This is a genomic window from Ensifer sp. Root142, assembly GCF_001426785.1.
GTDB classification, from domain to species: domain Bacteria; phylum Pseudomonadota; class Alphaproteobacteria; order Rhizobiales; family Rhizobiaceae; genus Ensifer; species Ensifer canadensis.
The window spans coordinates 1-18,207 of the sequence record NZ_LMFK01000046.1 but is presented as its reverse complement, the minus strand read 5'-3'; the positions used below and the strand labels follow the sequence as shown (position 1 = coordinate 18,207).

General features: G+C 62.2%; 15 protein-coding genes and 1 pseudogene. 2 read left to right on the top strand and 14 right to left on the bottom strand.

Annotation, left to right across the window (positions count from 1 at the left end; all coding sequences use genetic code 11):
* Positions 1-21 precede the first annotated feature (21 nt).
* The 7 genes and pseudogenes from ASD52_RS30550 to ASD52_RS30520 all read right to left on the bottom strand — a co-directional run bounded on the left by ASD52_RS30550 (position 22) and on the right by ASD52_RS30520 (position 8,009).
* On the bottom strand, positions 22-681 hold the full coding sequence (locus ASD52_RS30550) for an aspartate/glutamate racemase family protein (protein WP_057210809.1): 660 nt from the start codon (positions 679-681) through the stop codon (positions 22-24).
* Positions 678-2,141 carry an MFS transporter gene (locus tag ASD52_RS30545; protein WP_057210807.1) on the bottom strand — a complete coding sequence of 488 codons (1,464 nt, stop codon included), beginning with the start codon at positions 2,139-2,141 and terminating at the stop codon, positions 678-680. Before ASD52_RS30545 ends, ASD52_RS30550 begins: the two co-directional genes overlap by 4 nt.
* Positions 2,142-2,468: 327 nt before the next feature.
* A complete protein-coding gene (locus tag ASD52_RS30540) occupies positions 2,469-3,311 on the bottom strand; it encodes a MurR/RpiR family transcriptional regulator (RefSeq protein ID WP_025424989.1) in 843 nt (280 codons plus the stop codon).
* 109 nt (positions 3,312-3,420) lie between these two features.
* On the bottom strand, positions 3,421-4,341 hold the full coding sequence (gene ppk2, locus ASD52_RS30535) for a polyphosphate kinase 2 (RefSeq protein WP_057226433.1): 921 nt from the start codon (positions 4,339-4,341) through the stop codon (positions 3,421-3,423).
* 135 nt (positions 4,342-4,476) lie between these two features.
* The gene (locus ASD52_RS30530) at positions 4,477-5,955 is read right to left on the bottom strand and encodes an aldehyde dehydrogenase family protein (RefSeq protein ID WP_025424987.1); all 1,479 of its coding nucleotides are present in this window, start codon (positions 5,953-5,955) and stop codon (positions 4,477-4,479) included.
* A gap of 105 nt (positions 5,956-6,060) precedes the next feature.
* A complete protein-coding gene (locus ASD52_RS30525; RefSeq protein ID WP_057226431.1) occupies positions 6,061-7,266 on the bottom strand; it encodes an MFS transporter in 1,206 nt (401 codons plus the stop codon).
* A gap of 262 nt (positions 7,267-7,528) precedes the next feature.
* A pseudogene (locus tag ASD52_RS30520) lies at positions 7,529-8,009 on the bottom strand (DMT family transporter).
* Positions 8,010-8,098: 89 nt separating this feature from the next.
* On the opposite strand from ASD52_RS30520, the gene ASD52_RS30515 reads away from it, so the two are divergent.
* A complete protein-coding gene (locus tag ASD52_RS30515; protein ID WP_025424985.1) occupies positions 8,099-9,016 on the top strand; it encodes a LysR family transcriptional regulator in 918 nt (305 codons plus the stop codon).
* A 153-nt stretch (positions 9,017-9,169) separates the two neighbouring features.
* On the opposite strand, the gene ASD52_RS30510 is transcribed toward ASD52_RS30515, so the two are convergent.
* The 7 genes from ASD52_RS30510 to ASD52_RS30480 all read right to left on the bottom strand — a co-directional run bounded on the left by ASD52_RS30510 (position 9,170) and on the right by ASD52_RS30480 (position 16,693).
* The gene (locus ASD52_RS30510) at positions 9,170-10,204 is read right to left on the bottom strand and encodes a Tim44 domain-containing protein (protein ID WP_156613069.1); all 1,035 of its coding nucleotides are present in this window, start codon (positions 10,202-10,204) and stop codon (positions 9,170-9,172) included.
* A gap of 147 nt (positions 10,205-10,351) precedes the next feature.
* On the bottom strand, positions 10,352-11,947 hold the full coding sequence (locus ASD52_RS30505; RefSeq protein WP_025424983.1) for a GMC family oxidoreductase N-terminal domain-containing protein: 1,596 nt from the start codon (positions 11,945-11,947) through the stop codon (positions 10,352-10,354).
* A 161-nt stretch (positions 11,948-12,108) separates the two neighbouring features.
* Positions 12,109-13,104, bottom strand: coding sequence for a branched-chain amino acid ABC transporter permease (locus ASD52_RS30500; protein WP_025424982.1), 996 nt, complete (start codon positions 13,102-13,104; stop codon positions 12,109-12,111).
* A complete protein-coding gene (locus ASD52_RS30495) occupies positions 13,097-13,984 on the bottom strand; it encodes a branched-chain amino acid ABC transporter permease (RefSeq protein ID WP_025424981.1) in 888 nt (295 codons plus the stop codon). The genes ASD52_RS30500 and ASD52_RS30495 overlap by 8 nt, the downstream gene beginning before the upstream one ends.
* Positions 13,985-13,987: 3 nt before the next feature.
* The gene (locus ASD52_RS30490) at positions 13,988-14,689 is read right to left on the bottom strand and encodes an ABC transporter ATP-binding protein (protein ID WP_057226427.1); all 702 of its coding nucleotides are present in this window, start codon (positions 14,687-14,689) and stop codon (positions 13,988-13,990) included.
* Between the two features lies 1 nt (position 14,690).
* Positions 14,691-15,473 (bottom strand): ABC transporter ATP-binding protein, encoded by a 783-nt coding sequence (locus ASD52_RS30485; protein ID WP_057210885.1) that lies wholly within the window; start codon positions 15,471-15,473, stop codon positions 14,691-14,693.
* Between the two features lie 14 nt (positions 15,474-15,487).
* The gene (locus ASD52_RS30480) at positions 15,488-16,693 is read right to left on the bottom strand and encodes an ABC transporter substrate-binding protein (protein WP_025424978.1); all 1,206 of its coding nucleotides are present in this window, start codon (positions 16,691-16,693) and stop codon (positions 15,488-15,490) included.
* Positions 16,694-16,929: 236 nt separating this feature from the next.
* On the opposite strand from ASD52_RS30480, the gene ASD52_RS30475 reads away from it, so the two are divergent.
* The gene (locus ASD52_RS30475) at positions 16,930-17,874 is read left to right on the top strand and encodes a LysR family transcriptional regulator (protein ID WP_025424977.1); all 945 of its coding nucleotides are present in this window, start codon (positions 16,930-16,932) and stop codon (positions 17,872-17,874) included.
* Positions 17,875-18,207 lie beyond the last annotated feature (333 nt).

Genomic DNA, 18,207 nt, shown 5'->3' with positions numbered 1-18,207 from the left:
GATATATCGATCTGATGCGGGTCAGGCGTTGACCCGCATCAGATCGAGCACGCGCTCCACCGCACAAGGGATGGGGGCGATGATCGGCGTGGTGAAATGCGGCTGCAACTGTTCGGCCGCCTGGCCGAGCGGGCCGCCGCCGATGATGACGGCCTCGGCGCCATCAAGCTCGATGCATTGCCGCACCGCCTCGTCGAGTGCTTCCCGCAGCAGCTTTTCGTCGCCGGCAAGCGCGAGCGGATCGCCGGGCGTACAGCGGATGCCGGTATATTGGCCGGCAAGGCCGAGGTCGCGGGCGCGGTCGTCGATGGCCTCGATCAGGTCCGGCGTCGTGGTTGCGACGCCGAACTTGCGGCCGCTCAGCGCGGCTTCGATCATCGATGCCTCGCAGATGCCGACGACGGGGATGTCGACACGGTCCCTGAGGGTAGCAAGGCCGGGATCGCCGAAGGCACTGACGATGATGCCGAGGCAACCGGCGCCATGGGCCGCGCCGATCTCGATGACCTCGCCGGCCGCAGCGGTCAGCTGCTGCGGCGTGACGATCATCTGCGGGTTCCGCACGGCCGTGGCGACTGCCACGGCCGTGCGTCCGGTTACAGCCCGCTCAGCGATGGCGAGCATCATGCTGCTTGTTGCCTGCGAGCTGTTCGGGTTGATCAACAGGATATGTGCGGTCACGTTCTGACTTCCATGCCGACATTGACCTGTTTGGGCTCAGCCTTGGCGAGGTCGGCGTCCGCCGGCTGGTCCAGATCTTCCATCGACATGCCATAGGTCTCGGGACCGAGCTGGATGCAGAATGCGAAGACTGCGTACATGCCGGCTGCCAGCCCGAACACCCCGACCATGCCATAGGTGTCGAACAGCATGCCGGAGATCGTTGGCACGAAGGAGCCCGCGGCCGACCCTGTCGCCAGGATAAGTGCTACGCCGAAGGCGCGAATGCGTGTCGGGAAGAGCTCCGGCGCGTAGATCCAGATCGAGGTGTTGAGCAAAAGCACGAAGAACTGGAAGATCGCTCCAAACATCAGGACGAGGTAGATGTTGGTTCCGAGATAGGCGATCGAAATGGCCGCCAGGCACGCGAAGACCGCACCGAACGTCAGCACTTTCTTGCGCGGGAAATAATAGCCGAACATCGAGGCGGCGATGGCGCCGAGCACGCTGCCGCTCTGGATGATCATGCTGTAGAGCAGGCTGCCCTGCAGGGTGTAGCCCATCGACACGAAGATGATCGGCATCAATGTGAGCACCGATAGCTGGGCGCCGTAGCTCATCAGGATGGCGATTGCGACGGGAATGGTTCTGCCGATGAACGGTGCCCGGAAAAGCTCCTTCCAGTCGCTCTTGGCAGGTGCTTCGTCCTGGAGATGATCCTTGGTCAGGTATTCCTGAACCTTCAGATTGCGGGGCCGCAGTGATCCGGAGGCCAGAATCGACAGCACCTTGTTGGCCTCGTCGATCTTTCCCTGCGAAGCAAGGAAGCGCGGTGTCTCCGGCACAAACCGGCGATAGAAGACCACGAGCAGCGCGGGCAATGCCAGCGAGGCGAAAAGCCAGCGCCAGCTGTTTTCACCGGGAAAGAGCGTGAAGATCAACAGGCCGAAGGCGGGGGCAAGGAAGTTGCCGAAGCCGCCGGCGCCAACATTGACGAGGCCGGCCGCCGTCCCGCGGAATTTCGGCGAGCAGAATTCCGACAGCATCGTCACCGCGGTCGAGATTTCGCCGCCGACGCCGAAGCCGACAATGGCGCGGGCAAAGCACAGCGCTGCGAAATTCGGCGCGAGTGCGCAGGCGGCCGAGCCGATGGTGAAGAGCAGAAGGTTGATCGTCAGCATCACGCGGCGGCCGTAGCGATCGCCGAGAATGCCCGACAGCAACCGGCCGAGAGCGGCGCTGCCGAAGGTGATGGTGTTGAGGAAGCCGATATCCGTGCCGGTCAGGCCCCAATGTTCCTTGAGGATCGGGCCGGCGACGCCGATGGTGTTCTGCTCGAAACTGTCGAACAGGCAGCCGATCAGAACCAGGGCGATGATCTGTTTGTGGGCGCCGGTGACGCCGATCTTGGTGAAGGCTGATTCCAATTGTCGAATGACCGGCGAAGACTTGCCGGACGGCACCATATTTTCCGCTGCCATGGTTTGTTCCCCTTTATGGCTTAACTGGCGTGAAAACTTAGTTTCATGATGCTATATCAAGAAATCACAGTTTCATACAAGAATCTTGCTCCGAAACGGATGAGCCGGACGTTTCGCGCCTGACGGGCGCTCTTGCCGGACAGCACAATTCACCTTCGAAACAACGCCATTGAGGAATGCAGGTTTCATGCCAAAAGGTTAGAAACTACAGTTTCTCCTTTTCAATCAAAGATATGGAGCGCCGTTGGTCGGTATCTACGACTTGAAACTGTGGTTTCTTGTGATCGAATAATGCACTGCTGTTTCAGGCAGATGCCCAAACAACGATCACAGCTCTTCGAGCGCGTCGTTTAACGCTTCGATGCCGCGCAGACGGTTGCGGCCGCTGATGCCTGCCGTTTCGATGCAACGCGTCGTCAGCAGATGGCAGAGCGCCATGACCGAGACGTGGTTGAAGAGCGGCCCGGGTGCCAGCGTCTGGCAGCGGAAATGCCACTCGGCCTGGCTGAGGAAGGGCACGCCCTCGTCGGTGATATAAAGCAGGCGGGCACCGGATTTTTCCACCTGGTTGATGAGCGCATCCATCAGGGCGATGCGGCGGCGCAGGCCGAAGACGATGACGACGTCGTCGGGCGTGAAGCTGACGAGATGTTCGCCCAGCGTCTGGCCGCCTCCGGGAATGGCCGAGATGTTCTCGATCACCTGCGTCAGCTGCCATTGCAGATAGGTGGCGAAGGAGTGGCTGGCACGAAAGCCGATGACCCAGACCTTGCGTGCCTTCAACAGCGCTGCCGACGCAGCGTTGATCTGTGTTTCCGATATCGCAAGGAAGGTCGCCTCGATATTGGCGACCCCTTGGGCCACATGGGCGGTAACGGATTGCTCGCCGGCCGTATCGGCGCTTGTCGCCAGGAAGAGCCGTGATCCCGTCTGCTTGTCGGCGCGCGCATGGCGGCGCGCCTCTTCGTAGTTTTCATAGCCGAGCCGCTGGATGAAACGCGATACGGTGGCCTTCGACACATGCGCCAGTGCCGCCAGCTCCTGGGCGGAATAGCTGGCGACCTCGCCGGGAAAGTCGCAGAGAAAGTCTCCAAGGCGTCGCTCTGCCGGATGGAGTTCCGGCAGGACCTGACGAACGCGAGTGAGGAAGGATCGCTCTTTGGGACTCATTGCCAATTCCATGAAACTGTCGTTTCACGGACTGTCCGATTTCCACGGGGTGTTTGCAAGTGCGCAGGCCCGGAAAGCCAGGCCTGCGCCATTTCGCGTTGACGTCGCCTTAGTATTTTGACGGCACGTAGAGTTCAGGCGGCAGCACCTTGCGTTCGTAGTCCGGGTTGAACACCCGCTCCGGCAGGGTGATCTCCTCGTGCGGCACATCCTCATAGGGGATCTGCTGCAGCAGGTGGTCCATACAGTTCAGCCGCGCCCGCTTCTTGTCGTTGCCTTCGACGATGTGCCACGGCGCCTCGGGGATGTTCGTTCTGGCGAAGGTCTCTTCCTTGGCCTTGGTATAGGCCTCCCAGCGCACGCGCGATTGCAGATCCATCGGTGACAGCTTCCACTGCTTCAGCGGGTCGTGGATGCGCACCAGGAAGCGCATCTGCTGCTCCTCGTCGGTGATCGAGAACCAGTATTTGACCAGCCGGATGCCGGAGCGCACCAGCATGCGCTCGAACTCCGGCACGTCGTTGAAGAACTGCTCGACCTGGTCTTCGCTGGCAAAGCCCATGACGCGCTCGACGCCGGAGCGATTGTACCAGGAGCGGTCGAACAGCACGATCTCGCCGCCGGCCGGTAGATGCGGCACGTAGCGCTGGAAATACCACTGGGTCTTTTCGCGGTCCGATGGGGCGGGCAAGGCCGCGACCCTGACGACACGCGGATTGAGCCGCTGGGTGATGCGCTTGATCACGCCGCCCTTGCCGGCGGAATCGCGCCCCTCGAAGATCACCACGACCTTTTCCTTGTGGTGCACGACCCAGTCCTGCAGCTTGATCAGCTCGGACTGCAGCGCGATCAGAGCGCGGAAATAGTCGATGCGTGGCAGCGACGGCGGGTGGCTCTTGCGGTAGATCTTGCGGATCTCTTCCGAAAGCGCCGGCTCGGAAAGCTCGAGTTCAAAGTCTTCATCGAGCGTATCGGCGAGTTCCGCCTCGAGCCAATCCTGTCCTTCGAAGTCGCCAGTTGATCTGTTCATCGCATCCCTCCAGCGCGCAAATCGCGCAATGCGGCAGCCCCGCGGCATGATGCTGCCGTCATCTGGCTTATTCCATAGCCGCATGAAGGGAATTTGACGCTGTCCTTGGCGGCCGACGCCGTGCTGCGGGGCGCTCTACGCCTTGATGTACCAGCCCCACGGCTCGTCGGTATCGAAGCTGGTGATCTGCTTGGTCTCCAGATAGTTGGAAAGGCCCCAGCGACCGAGTTCGCGACCGATACCCGATTGCTTGTAGCCGCCCCAGGGCGCCTCGGGGAAGGTCGGTTGCGAGCAGTTGATCCAGATGATGCCAGCGCGTAGCGCCCGGGCGACGCGTTCGCAGCGCTCCTTGTCCTCGGACATGACCGCCGCGGCAAGGCCGAAGCGGCTGTCGTTGGCCATGCGCACCGCATCGGCCTCGTCCGCGAACGGCTTGACGCAGACGACAGGCCCGAAGATCTCCTCGCGCCAGACATAGCTGTCTTCGCTCATGTCGGTCAAAACGGTCGGCTCGATGAAGTAACCGCTGTTGAAACCGGCGGGCCTGCCGCCGCCCGCCGCGATGGTGGCGCCGTCCTGGCGGGCGCGGTCGATCGCGGTCAGGATCTTGTCATATTGTCCCTTGGAAACGATTGGCCCGAGCAATGTGCCCTCGTCGAGGCCGTTGCCGATGGTGATCTTGCCCGCCTCTTCGCAGAGCCTTTTGACGACGGTATCGTAGATCGGTTCCTCGATGAGCACGCGCGAGGTTGCCGAGCAGACCTGCCCCTGGTTCCAAAAGATGCCGAACATGATCCATTCGACGGCCTTTTCGATATCGCTGTCGGCAAAGACCACGAAGGGCGACTTGCCGCCAAGCTCGAGGCTGATGTTCTTGATGTCCTGGGCGCCGGCCATCATCACCTTTCGCCCTGTCGGTACCGAGCCGGTAAAGGCGAGTTTGTCGACCAGCGGGTGCTCGGTCAGCGGCTGGCCGGCATCCTGGCCGGTGCCGGTGACGATGTTGAGCACGCCGGGCGGAAGCTCGACCTCCTCGGCGATTGCGCCCAGTTCCAGAGCCGTCAGCGGCGTCAGCTCGGACGGTTTCAGCACCATGGTGCAGCCGGCGGCAAGCGCCGGCGCCACCTTCCAGGAAACCATCAGCAACGGATAGTTCCAGGGCGTGATCGCGCCGACGATGCCGAGCGGTTCGCGGATGGCACGGGCTCTGAACCTGGTGTCGCCGACGGCGATCGTTTCCTCCGGGTTGGCGTCGAGTTCCTCGGCAAGCCCGGCATAGTAGCGGAAGCACCCGGCGGCATCGTCGATATCCCACAGTGCTTCCGGCAGCGGCTTGCCGTTATCGGTGACTTCGAGATGCGCCAGCGCATGGCGTCTTTCCTCGATCTTCTCGGCAATCGCGCGGAGATAGACGGCCCGCTCCGTGCCGGTAAGCTTCGGCCATGGGCCGCTGTCGAAGGCGATGCGGGCAGCTTTGACGGCGCGGTCGATATCGTCGTAGGTGGCGGCCGGCACGCGGTGGATGACCTCCTCCGTTGCCGGATCGATCACGTCGAGCATACCGCCGCGGCGGGGTTTCTCCCATTTTCCGTCAATGAATAGTTTGTCTCGCATGCCCGTGCCCTCATTTCAGCCCGGGAGAGTATGACCCGCACGGTGGCGATCGCGCCAGCCGCCGGCCATACTTTTTCTGGGCCATGTCGCTTTCGGTTCAGGCCCTTACGATCTTCGGCAAGGTCTGAAGGCAAGAAACGGAAGAACGGGAAGGATAGCGCCGGCACTGGCGACGAACCAGAACTGCCGAAGCGTCATCCAGCCGCCGCTGTGCAAGGTGCCGGCGAGGACGCCCGCCACCATGAACAGATCCATCAACGGCAGGCTCAGCGCATAGAAGACGGCCTGGCGCTCAAGGTTCAGCCGCTGCTGGAGCAGCGTGAAATAGGCGGCAAAAGCCACCATCTCCGGTATGCCGCCGATGATCAGCACCACCGTCGCCAACGCATGGGTCGGGGCGAAGACCAGCGCAAGCGTCGTCACGCCTTCGAGAAGGCTTGCGACGAGATAGGCCATCAGCAGCGAGTGTGTATCGATCAGCGTTCGCGCCAGGCGGTTTGAGACCAGCGCGCCGATGACGGCACCCGTCCCTTGCGCTGCAAGCAGCACGGTCCACGTGGCGGCGCCAAGCCCGAACTGGTCGTGATTGAGCCAGAACAGGAAGGGCTGCAGCGCGCCGAGAGAAATCATGTAGCCGAGAGCAGGCAGGACGAGTACCCAAAGAACCGGGTTCTCGCGCATGGTCGCCGCGGCCTCTCGGAAAAGACCGGATCGAGCGGCTGGCTCCCGTTTGACCCGCATCTGCTCCGGTGTTGCAACGCCCCGGCAAAGGGCGAACGCGGCCACGAGGTGGCCGGCTGCAAGCGCAAGGAAGGTGAGGGCAGGGGATATAACCGTCAGCATGAGACCTGCCGTCGGCGGGCCAAAGATTTTGGCGAGACGATCGATCGTCTGAAACGTCGTGTTGGCTTCCATATTGCGGCCGGAAGGCACGGCGGCGGCGCGCAACGCCAGCAGGCCTGGAACGACAATCGTGTCTGCAAGGCCGATTGTCAGAACCACCATCTGAAGCGTGCCTGCGTGTTCGACGTCGGCAAGGGCGAAGAGGCACAATGCAGTGACGATCAGCCCCGCACCAACGGGCAGCCGAGAGCCCGCGCGGCGGATCAGGCTGGCGGCAGCCGGGGCAAACAGGATGCGCGGTGCGAGCCGCAGCGCAAGGCTGCCGACAAGGTCTGTGCCGGTGCCGAACCGTTGGGCGACGAGAAGTGGCAGTGCTGCGACCAGCATCCACGAGCAGAAGGAATAAAAGGCGAGAGCGAACCCGACGCGCCGGAAGTCGGCCGATTTCCAGGGGGATGGCGATGTCATAACGAGCCCGAATGGCAGTCGATTGCCTCGCGCTCCCGATCATCGTGGCGACCTGTCGTTGGGCCGTGCCGTCGATCTAGGAGAAGGAGATCAATCGAATCAACGAAGACCAGCCCGTGAGACACGGGCGACTTTGGGCTCGCTGCTGCAAGCCCCGCCTTGCGGGGCTCGTCACGCCATCAGGTGTGGTTCGGTCGACATGACCGTGTGTTAACATGCTTGCGGGGTCAGCGACAAGAATTGTGGTTGGAGGCGTGCATGCTCACCGGGCCTGGCTTGCCAGCGCGGGCATGGTGCTTGCAATTTGCGTGATGACCATACCGCCGATGATCAGCGCAACGCCGACGAGGCGGGCGAGGCTGACCGGCTTTTCCGGAAAGCCCATCAGGCCGAAATGATCGATGACGACAGAGACCGCCATCTGTCCGGCGATCACCGCGACAATGAAACTGGCGGCGCCGAGTTTTGGGGCGAGCAGCAGTGCGGCAGTGATGTAGATGACGGCCGCCGATCCAGATCCACCAGGGACCCTTCAGTGTCTCACCGAGCGTTGGCATCGGTACGCGAACGGCGATCATGATGGGAATGATGAGGGCGAGGCTGGCGCCGAGCGAAACGACCGTCGCCCAGAGGGGATGACCGATTAACCGGCCAAGCATGGCGTTGGCGCCGGGCTGGAACGGCACGACGGCTCCGGCGAAGACAGCGGCGAGGATGAGGAGGAGTGATCCGGCATTTGGCATGACAATATTCCGATCTGTTTGACCGCCCGATGGTTCATCATCCAAATGAAGAATGGAAATTCGCAGTTCGCACGATCTATATTCGTTGAATGAATAATCTGACTGGAATCGATCTGAACCTGCTGGTCGTGCTCGATGCGTTGCTGACTGAGCGCCATGTCTCGCGTGCGGCAGTCCGTCTGAACAAGAGCCAGCCTGCGGTCAGCCATGCGCTGGCGCGCTTGCGCGAACTCTTCGATGATCCCCTGCTGGTGCGCCACGGCGGGCGGCTGGAGCCGACCATACGGGCGCTTGAGCTCGCGCCACGGCTCGTGGAGGCCATGGGTCGCGTGCGGTCGTTGCTTGCGCCCGCAGGTTTTGATCCCGCAACGGAGCGGCATGTGTTCCGATTGGCAATGTCGGATTACGGGGCTGCCGTTCTGCTGCCGAAGCTGATGGCGACCCTGCGGGCCGAGGCACCATATATCGATCTGATCGTCAGCCAGGCGAGCCGCGAGGTCATGGCGTCGCAGGTGGTGGACGGCGAGATCGATCTGGCGCTGGGCGTGTTCCCGACGCACGGCGGAGGCATCCGATCATCGTTGCTCTTTCGGGAAAGCTTTGCCTGCCTTGCCGACGCGTCACAGCTTGGCGGATCGCTGGCCATCGATCTTGGTGACTATCTCGCCCGACCGCATGTGCTGGTGTCATTGCGTGGCGACGCCGGCAACGAGATCGATCTTGCGCTCGCGGCGACCGGCAAGACGCGCCGCATCTGTCTTGCGGTTCCGCATTGGAGCGTCGCACCGGGCTTGGTGCGCGGCACGGATCTTGTCCTGACCGTGGCGCGCCGCATCCTTCCACAGGGGGACGGTCACGGGCTGGTCGTCTTCGAGCCGCCCTTTGCCATTCCGCTGTTCGACTTCGAGCAGATCTGGCATCGTCGTCGCGACGGCGATCTGGGGCATCGCTGGTTGCGGACGCTGATCGAGCGCCTTCTCGGCGATGAGGAGCCGGTTGCGGGCTGATGCGGAGTTATCACTCGTCTGCGTCCTTGCACGAACCAGGTGGGCCTGCGCTTCACCCCGTCGCGCGCTAGAGTCGGGCGGTGTCGCAAGCGCAAAAAAAGACCCGGTCGGATGGGCCGGCCGGGTCTCAAAGGTTTTGGATTGTTGGCGCTATCAGGCGTGCCCGACGCCCTGGATCGCCGACACCTGCCATTCGCCTTCGGGCTTGCGTACGAAGGTCCAAAGCTCGACGGCTTCGGTCAGGTTGTCCGGATCGCCGCTGATCACCTTGCCGGTCGTACGGTCGCGCATGACGTCGATGCTCTCGTAGCGCATGGCGACGGTCGCGAAGTCGGTGCCGTTTTCCGACCAGGCCTCGGCGACATCGCCCTGGACGAGATGGACTTCGGTGACGTCGTTCTTGACGCCGCTGGTGGCGTTGTCGCTGAGTTCTTCGGCCAGGTAGGACATGGCTTCCGGCGTCGTCAAACGACGCAGGGTGCCGTAGTCCTCTGCCGCATAGGCTGCTTGAACGTCCTTCAGCATCTTCTCGAACTGTTCGAGATCGGACTGGCCGACACCGATTTCATCGGCCGGGCCGTCGGTGACGGGGGCTGGTGTCGGTACGACGGTCGGGCGTGCATTCGATTGGCCGCCTGCCTGGCCACCGCCGATGCTCGGGATCTTGAACGACGGTACGCCAGTCGAAGGCGAGTGGGCCGACGAACGCTCGGACGGACCGGCATAGGCCGGCTGGCGGTTGCGGCCGAAGAAGCGCATAGCGAGCATGATCACGCCACCGATCAACAGCATCTGCACGATCAGGCCGAGGAAGCCGGCAGCACCGCCGAAGCCGCCGCCCATCAGCATGCCGATCAGGCCGCCGACCATGAGGCCACCGAGGAGCGAACCACCGAAGCCGCTGAAGAAGCCGGGCCGTGCGTTGGGCGTGTTGGCGCCGGCGGGGCGCGTCTGAGCTGCCCCGGGATTGGTCGTCGTTGGGCCGGCGTCCTGGCGCGGCGTCATCGTGCGGTCGATCGGTGCCGCGTTTGTCGGCGCGGTGCGGGTGGCTGGCGACTGCGAAAAGGTGCGCGTGCCACGGCTGCCGAAGCCGCCGCCCGAGCGCCGGGCCTCGGCGACATCCACAACCGTGAGCGCGACAGTGAGACCGATCGCCATCATCGCCAGAGCTCGTCCAAAACGCTGCATTGCCATTCAAACCCCTTGTATTGTGCTTGGGCCCATGAGGCCTTCACGGGCTCATATAGAGGTTCCGGTCCCGGAATTTAAGGTTTTCGAGTCGCTTTTGGCCTGGTTTACCGTAATCCCGACGGTGAAATCGGCCCGGAAAAGCCCTCAGCGGTTGGCTTCCAGGATCATCGTCGCCGCTTTTTCGGCGATCATGATCGTCGGCGAATTGGTGTTGCCCGAGGTGATTGTCGGCATGATCGAGGCATCGGCAATCCGCAGGCCTTGCAGGCCACGCAGCCGCAATTCCGGGTCGACGACGCTTTCCGGATCCGCGCCCATCCGGCAGGTGCCGACCGGGTGGAAGATCGTCGTGCCGATATCGCCGGCAGCACGCCGCAGATCCTCGTCGCTCTCATAGGAAGGTCCCGGCTTGAACTCGGTCGGGTTGAAACGGGCGAAGGATGGCTGGCTGACGATGCGACGCGTCAGGCGAATGGAACGGACCGCGACATCGCGGTCGGCCTCTGCCGTCAGATAGCGCGGGCGAATGTCGGGTGCTGCGGCGAAATCGGGCCCTTTGAGATGCACCGACCCCCGGCTTTCGGGGCGAAGATTGCAGACGCTGGCGGTAATCGCCGGAAAGGGATGAACCGGCTCGCCGAACTTTTCGAGCGTCACCGGCTGGACGTGATATTGCAGGTCCGGCGTTTCCTTCTCGGGGCCGGAACGGGTGAAGATGCCGAGCTGGCTCGGTGCCATGGCCATCGGGCCTGAGCGCCTGGCGAGATATTCGAGGCCGATCGCCGCCTTGCCGAGAAACGTGCTTGCCTTCTCGTTCAGGGTCGGCACCCCGGTCACCTTGTAGGCGAGGCGCAGTTGCAGATGATCCTGCAGGTTTTCGCCGACGCCGGCCAACTCGTGCCGGACCTCGATCCCATTATCCCTCAGGACATTGCCCCGGCCAACACCGGAAAGCTCCAAGATCTGCGGCGAGCCGATGGCGCCCGCCGAAAGAACGGTTTCGCGGCGACAACGAACACGCTTGACCAAACCATCGTGCTGGAATTCGACGCCGGCGATGCGACCTTCCTCGATCACCAGCCGCCGGACATGCGCCTTGGTCAGAATGGTGAGATTGCTCCGGCCGCGTGCGGGCCGCAGAAACGCCTTTGCCGTGTTCCAGCGGATGCCGGAACGCTGGTTGACGTCGAAATAGCCGGAGCCTTCATTATTGCCGCGGTTGAAATCGGGCGTTTCCGGGATGCCGGCCTCGGTCGCTGCCTTCTGGAAAGCGTCAAGCACGGCCCAGCGAACGCGCGCCTTCTCTACCCGCCACTCGCCGCCGGCGCCATGCATTTCGTCGGCGCCGCGATAGTGGTCTTCCGATTTGCGGAAGTGCGGAAGGACGTCATCCCAGCCCCAACCGGTGCACCGGAGCTGGCGCCAGTGATCGTAGTCGCGCGCCTGGCCACGCATGTAGATCATGCCGTTGATCGACGAGCAGCCGCCGAGCACCTTGCCACGCGGGTAGCCGAGAGCACGACCGTTCAACCCTTCCTCTGCAGCTGTGGTGAAACACCAGTCGGTGCGGGGGTTGTTGATGCAATAGAGATAGCCGACCGGAATGTGGATCCAGTGATAGTTGTCGCTGCCGCCGGCCTCGAGCAGCAGGACGCGGCGATCCGGGTTTTCGGAAAGGCGGTTGGCCAGAACGCAACCGGCGCTACCCGCTCCGACGACGATATAGTCGAACGTGTCCATGGGCTCATCACTCTCTTGTCGATGCCCGGTCCGGCCGTGAGCCAATGTCTCCGACCTGTCTAGAGAGCGTTTCCGGTTAAACGGCGTCGCGGAAACGCTCTAGCTCTCTGTTTTTACGCATTTCCTGACGGAAAACCGCTTCGCACTTTTCCTGGAAATGCTCAGTGTCGATGTTCAAAGCCGAGCTTGCGGCCGAGCCTCGAATTATAGAACTCGCCGACGATACCGCGCCGGAAGAGCAGCACGCAGACCATGAAGACCAGGCCGGTAATGATGGTGACCGGGAATTCGGAGGTCGCGAGATAGTTCTGCAAGGTCACGACCAGGCCGGCGCCGAACAGCGGTCCGATCAGCGTGCCGATACCGCCGAGCAGCGTCATGAGGATGACCTCACCGGACATCTGCCAGCTGACGTCGGTCAGCGTCGCGAACTGGAAGACCAGCGCCTTCACGCCGCCGGCAAGGCCGGTGAGTGCCGCCGACATGACGAAGGCCGCAAGCTTGTAGTTGCGCACGGAGTAGCCGAGCGACACGGCGCGCGTCTCGTTCTCCCTGATCGATTTCAGGATCATGCCGAAGGGCGAGTGAATGATCCGCCAGATGATCGCCACGCCGATGATGAAGACTCCGAGCACGAAGTAATACATGTTCGCCGACTGGCTGAGATCGATGAAGCCGAAGAGATGGCCGCGCGGCACGGACTGGATGCCGTCCTCGCCCTTGGTAAACTCGGCCTGCAGGCAGAAGAAATAGAACATCTGCGCCAGCGCCAGCGTGATCATGGCGAAGTAGATGCCCTGCCTGCGGATAGCGAGGAAACCGATGATCGCGCCAAGAAACGCGGCTCCTGCGACACCGACGAGAATGCCGAGTTCCGGCGGCAGCCCCCATTCCTTCACCGCATGGGCGGTGAAATAGGCGGCGCCGCCGAAGAAGGCCGCGTGTCCGAAGGACAAGAGGCCGGTGTAACCGAGCAGCAGGTTGAAGGCGCAGGCAAAGAGCGCGAAGCACAGCAGCTTCATCAGGAATACGGGATAGAAGAACAGAGGGGCGAGCACCAGCAGCGCAAGACCCGCCGCCAGGAAGATCGTTTGTGCGACGACCGGCTTCTTTTCCCTGGGCTTATCGATATCGAGTGTCAGTGTCATATCAAACATCCCGGCCGAAGAGGCCTGCCGGCCGTATCAGGAGAACGATGGCCATGATCACGAAGATCACGATGTTGGAGGCTTCGGGGTAGAACACCTTGGTCAACCCCTCGGCAACGCCAAGCAGATAGCCGGTGATGATTGCTCCCATGATCGAGCCCATACCGCCGACCACCACCACGGCGAAGACGACGATAATGATGTTCGATCCCATCAACGGCGAGACCTGGTAGATCGGCGCCGCAAGCACCCCGGCAAGGGCGGCAAGTGCAGCCCCCAGCGCGTAGGTGAGCGTCAACAGGAACGGCACGTTGATGCCGAAGGACTGGACGAGAATAGGGTTTTCTGTCGCCGCCCGCAGATAGGAGCCGAGCTTGGTCTTTTCGATCACCAGCCAGGTGCCGATGCAGACGACGAGCGAGAAGGCGATCACCCAGCCGCGATAGACGGGCAGGAACATGAAGCCGAGATTGGTGCCGCCGGCAAGGGCTGCCGGCGTGGCATAGGGCTGGCCCGAAGCGCCATAGAGATAGCGAAAGGTGCCTTCGATCGTCAGCGCCAGGCCGAAGGTGAAGAGCAGGCCATAAAGCGGATCGAGCGTGTAGAGCCTTCTCAGCATCGTGCGCTCGATGACGGCGCCGACAAGCCCGACGGCAAGCGGTGCCACGATCAGCGCCGGCCAGTAGCCGATGCCGAAATAGGAAAGCAGCATCCAGGCGAAGAAGGCGCCGAGCATGTATTGCGCGCCGTGAGCGAAGTTGATGACGCGCAAGAGGCCGAAGATGATCGCAAGGCCGAGGCTCAGGAGTGCATAGAACGAGCCGTTGATCAGGCCGATCAGCAGTTGGCCGAGGAAGGCTTGCAGTGGAATTCCAAAGATCATGGTCATGGCTCAGACCCCCAGCACGTCATGCAGCATGCCCATGCGATCGGAGAGCTCCGAGACCCGAAACTCGCCGACCATGCGGCCATGATCCATCAGGTAGAAACGGTCGGCAACCTTGCTGGCGAAGCGGAAGTTCTGTTCGACCAGAAGAACGGTCATGCCGCGCTCCTTCAATGTCTTGAGCACGTCGCCGATGCGCTGGACGATGACCGGGGCGAGTCCCTCGGTCGGTTCGTCGAGCAGCATCATGCGCACGCCGGTTCTCAAGATCCGGGCAATCGCCAGCATCTGCTGTTCGCCGCCGGAAAGCTTGGTGCCCGGGCTGTTGCGGCGCTCGTGCAGATTGGGAAAAAGCTCGAAGATTTCGTCGACCGTCATGCCGCCCTTGGCCACGGCCGGCGGCAGCAGCAGGTTTTCATAGACCGAGAGCGTCGAGAAGATGCCGCGCTCCTCGGGGATGAAGCCGAGGCCGCGATGGGCGACCCGGTGCAGCGGAACCTTGATCAGGTCCTCGCCAGAAAAATCGATCGCGCCCTTGCGATTGCGCACGATTCCCATGATCGAGCGCAGGGTGGTGGTCTTGCCGACGCCGTTGCGCCCGAGCAGGGTGACCATCTCGCCTTCGCCGACCGTCATGTCGACGCCGTGCAGGATGTGGCTTTCGCCGTACCAGGCGTTGAGGCCGGAGACTTTCAGCAGCGGTTTCATCTCAAGCCTCCTCGGTGCCCATGTAGGCGGTGCGCACCCGCGGGTCGGCCGACACTTCTGCATAGTCGCCCTCGGCGAGGATTTCTCCCCGCTGCAGCACGGTGACGTGGTGGCAAAGGGTCGAGACGACGGAAAGATTGTGCTCGACCATCAGCACGGCGCGTTCGCGCGCCACCTCGCGGATGATCTCGGCCACCATGCCGACATCCTCGTGGCCCATGCCGGCCATCGGCTCGTCGAGCAAGAGAACCTTCGGGTCGAGCGCCAGCGTGGTGGCGATCTCCAGCACCCGCTTGCGGCCATAGGAAAGATCGGCGGCAACCGCGTTTCTTTCCTTATCGAGACCAACGGAGCGGATGAGCTGATCGGCCTTTGCCGTCAGCCCGTCGAGCGCCGACATCGGCTTCCAGAACTGGGTGGCAAGTCCGTTCGGCCGCTGCAGCGCCACCCGCACATTTTCGAGCACGCTCATATGCGGAAACACCGCCGAGATCTGGAACGAGCGCACCAGCCCCATGCGCGCCACCTTGTCCGGCGCCATGCGGGTGATGTCTTCGCCGAGCAGCGTGATCGTGCCGTCGGTCGGCTGCAGGAACTTGGTCAGAAGGTTGAAGACGGTCGTCTTGCCGGCGCCGTTCGGACCGATCAGTGCGTGGACCCGTGCATCGTGGACGTCGAGGTTGACGTTGTTGACGGCGGTGAAACCGCCGAAATCGCGACGGAGACCGCGGGCGGACAAAACCACCCGCGGCGCTCCATTCTGTTCTGGCAAGACAGCGGTCATCGCGATCCGACCGCTCACGACTTCACGAGGTCGCAGCCGCTCTTGGCCGGATCGATGAAGGCGTCGGAACCGGGGATGGTGGCGAGCACTTTGAAATAGTCCCAGGGCTCCTTGCTTTCGTCCGGCTTTTTCACTTCCAAGAGATACATGTCGTGGATCATGCGGCCGTTCTCGGCGACCTTGCCGTTTTCGGCAAAGACGTCGTTGACGGGCAGCGCACGCAGTTCCTTCGAAACGGCATCGCCGTCATCGCTGCCGGCCTTTTCGATCGCCTTCAGATAGGAAAGCACGGCGGAATAGGTGCCGGCATGGACCATGTTCGGCATCTTGCCGGTGCGCTCCATGAAGCGCTTGCCGAATTTTGCCGTTTCCTCGTTGCGGTTCCAGTAGAAGCCTTCGGTCAGCGTCAACCCCTGTGCCGCTTCAAGGCCGAGGCCATGGACTTCCGCGAGCGTGAAGAGCAAGGCCGCCAGGCGCTGGCCGCCCTGGACGATGCCGAATTCGGCGGCCTGCTTGATGGCGTTGGAGGTATCGAGGCCGGCATTGGCGAGGCCGATGACCTTGGCGCCGGAAGACTGCGCCTGCAACAGGAAGGATGAGAAGTCGGTGGTCGCCAGCGGATGGCGAACCGAGCCGACGACGGTGCCGCCGTTTTCCTTGACGTAGTTGCCGGTGTTTTCCTCGAGCGAGTAGCCGAAGGCGTAGTCGGCGGTCAGGAAGAACCAGCTGTCGCCGCCCTGCTTGACCAGCGCGCCACCGGTGCCGACCGCAAGCGCATGGGTGTCATAGGCCCAGTGGAAACCATAGGGCGAGCATTGCTTGCCGGTAAGCTCTGTGGTGGCAGCGCCGGTATTGATGGTGATCTTCTTCTTTTCCTTCGACAGTGCCTGGACGGCGAGGCCGACCGAAGAACTCGTCAGCTCCATGATGCTGTCGACCTGCTCGGTGTCGTACCATTGCCGGGCGATGTTGGAGGCGATGTCGGCCTTGTTCTGGTGGTCGGCGGTAATCACTTCCACCGGCACACCCAGAACCTTGCCGCCGAAATCCTCGACCGCCATCAGCGCTGCCTCGTAGGAGGATTTGCCGCCGAAATCGGCATAGACGCCGGACTGGTCGTTCAAGATGCCGATCTTGACCTTGCCGTCGGATGCATCGGCGAGCGCCGCGGTGCTGCTGGCAAGCATCATGGCAAATGCGGTAAGCAGTTTCTTCGTCATCGTGTCCTCCTCCAAGGGTCATCAGTCCGGCACAAACCATGCGAAATCCCGCTCGGCTCCGGCAAGCGCATGGCGTTGCCGGACCATCGGTCCCGTTCTGTTCAAATTTGGCCAGACATGCTCCTCAGATGTCGGCTCCGACGATACAATCCGGAAAAATTCGCTTGGACGCAAGCGCTGCTGCCCGTAAATTGCAAACAGGGTCTGTTCATTTTCGAACAGATGGGGGCAGCGAGATGAATCCGAACTTCACCTGGGACGACCTGCAGTTCTTTCTGGCGGTCGCCCGCACCGGGCAATTGTCGACCGCGGCAAGGCGGTTGCGCACCAGCCACGCGACGGTTTCCCGTCGGATCGACCGGCTGGAATTTGCGCTCAAGGTCAAGCTGTTCGAGCGCAATCCGCGCGGCTACGTGCTGACGGCGATCGGCCAGCGGTTCGTCGAGACCGCCGAGCGCATCGAGCGCGAGACCGAGCAGCTGCAGCTCGATATCAGCGACGGCCTGACGGCGCAGCGCGGCGTCGTCAGGCTGAGCACACTCGAAGGTTTCGGTAACTTCTTCCTGTCGGACAGGCTTTCGAGCTTCGCCGCGACCTACCCCAACATTTCGCTGGAGCTGGTGGCGATCCAGCAGATCATGTCGCTGTCGCGCAAGGAGGCGGATCTGTCGGTGGCGCTGACGGCGCCAAAGGCCGGCCCTTACCATTCAGAGGTGCTGACACCCTATACGCTGCATGTCTATGGTTCCCGCAGCTATCTCGCCAGTCATCCGCCGATCAGGAGCCGCAACGATCTCGCTGCCCATCGTTTCGTGGGTTACATCGAAGACATGATCTTCGCGCCCGGGCTCGATTATCTCGGCGAGATCCAGCCGGGCCTCAGGGCGCATTTTCAGAGTTCCAGCATCCTCACGCAGCTGAAGGCCGTACGCCAAGGGCTTGGCCTCTGTGTGCTGCCGCATTTTATGGCGCGCGACGAAAAGGACATTGAGATCGTGCTGCCCGACGAGATCGAGTTGAAGCGGACCTATTGGATGATCTGCCACCGCGACTTGATTGCCGTGCCGCGGGTGAGGGCGGTGCGCGAGTTTCTGACGCAGATCGTGCGGGAGAACCGGGGGTGTTTCAGCCGCGAGCGAGTGTTGGCGGTGGTGCCAGGTGGTCTGGCGCTGCGGCCATAATCGGCTGCCGGCCAGATCCCTTCCGCGGTTCCCTGGCTCTTGGCAACGCTTTTTGACCGATTGGCCAATGATTCTGGTTTTGGTTTTGCTGGTCTGGTGATGCGGAGCGGGCTGTTGATAACTCTCGCTTCCAATTCGTTTGTATTTTCAATGTGTTGTTCGATCTTGTCGATTTTTTGCGATTGAGTGTTGACGTATGTGAGGGGTGGGGTCTATAAGCCCGATCACTGAACGAGGGCGGCGGCGCTGCTGGCGACGATGTCCTTCGTTTTAAGGTTCCTCACGAGCTCCGCCGCCCACGTTTCTCTTTCTCTATATTCAACTGTCAAAGAA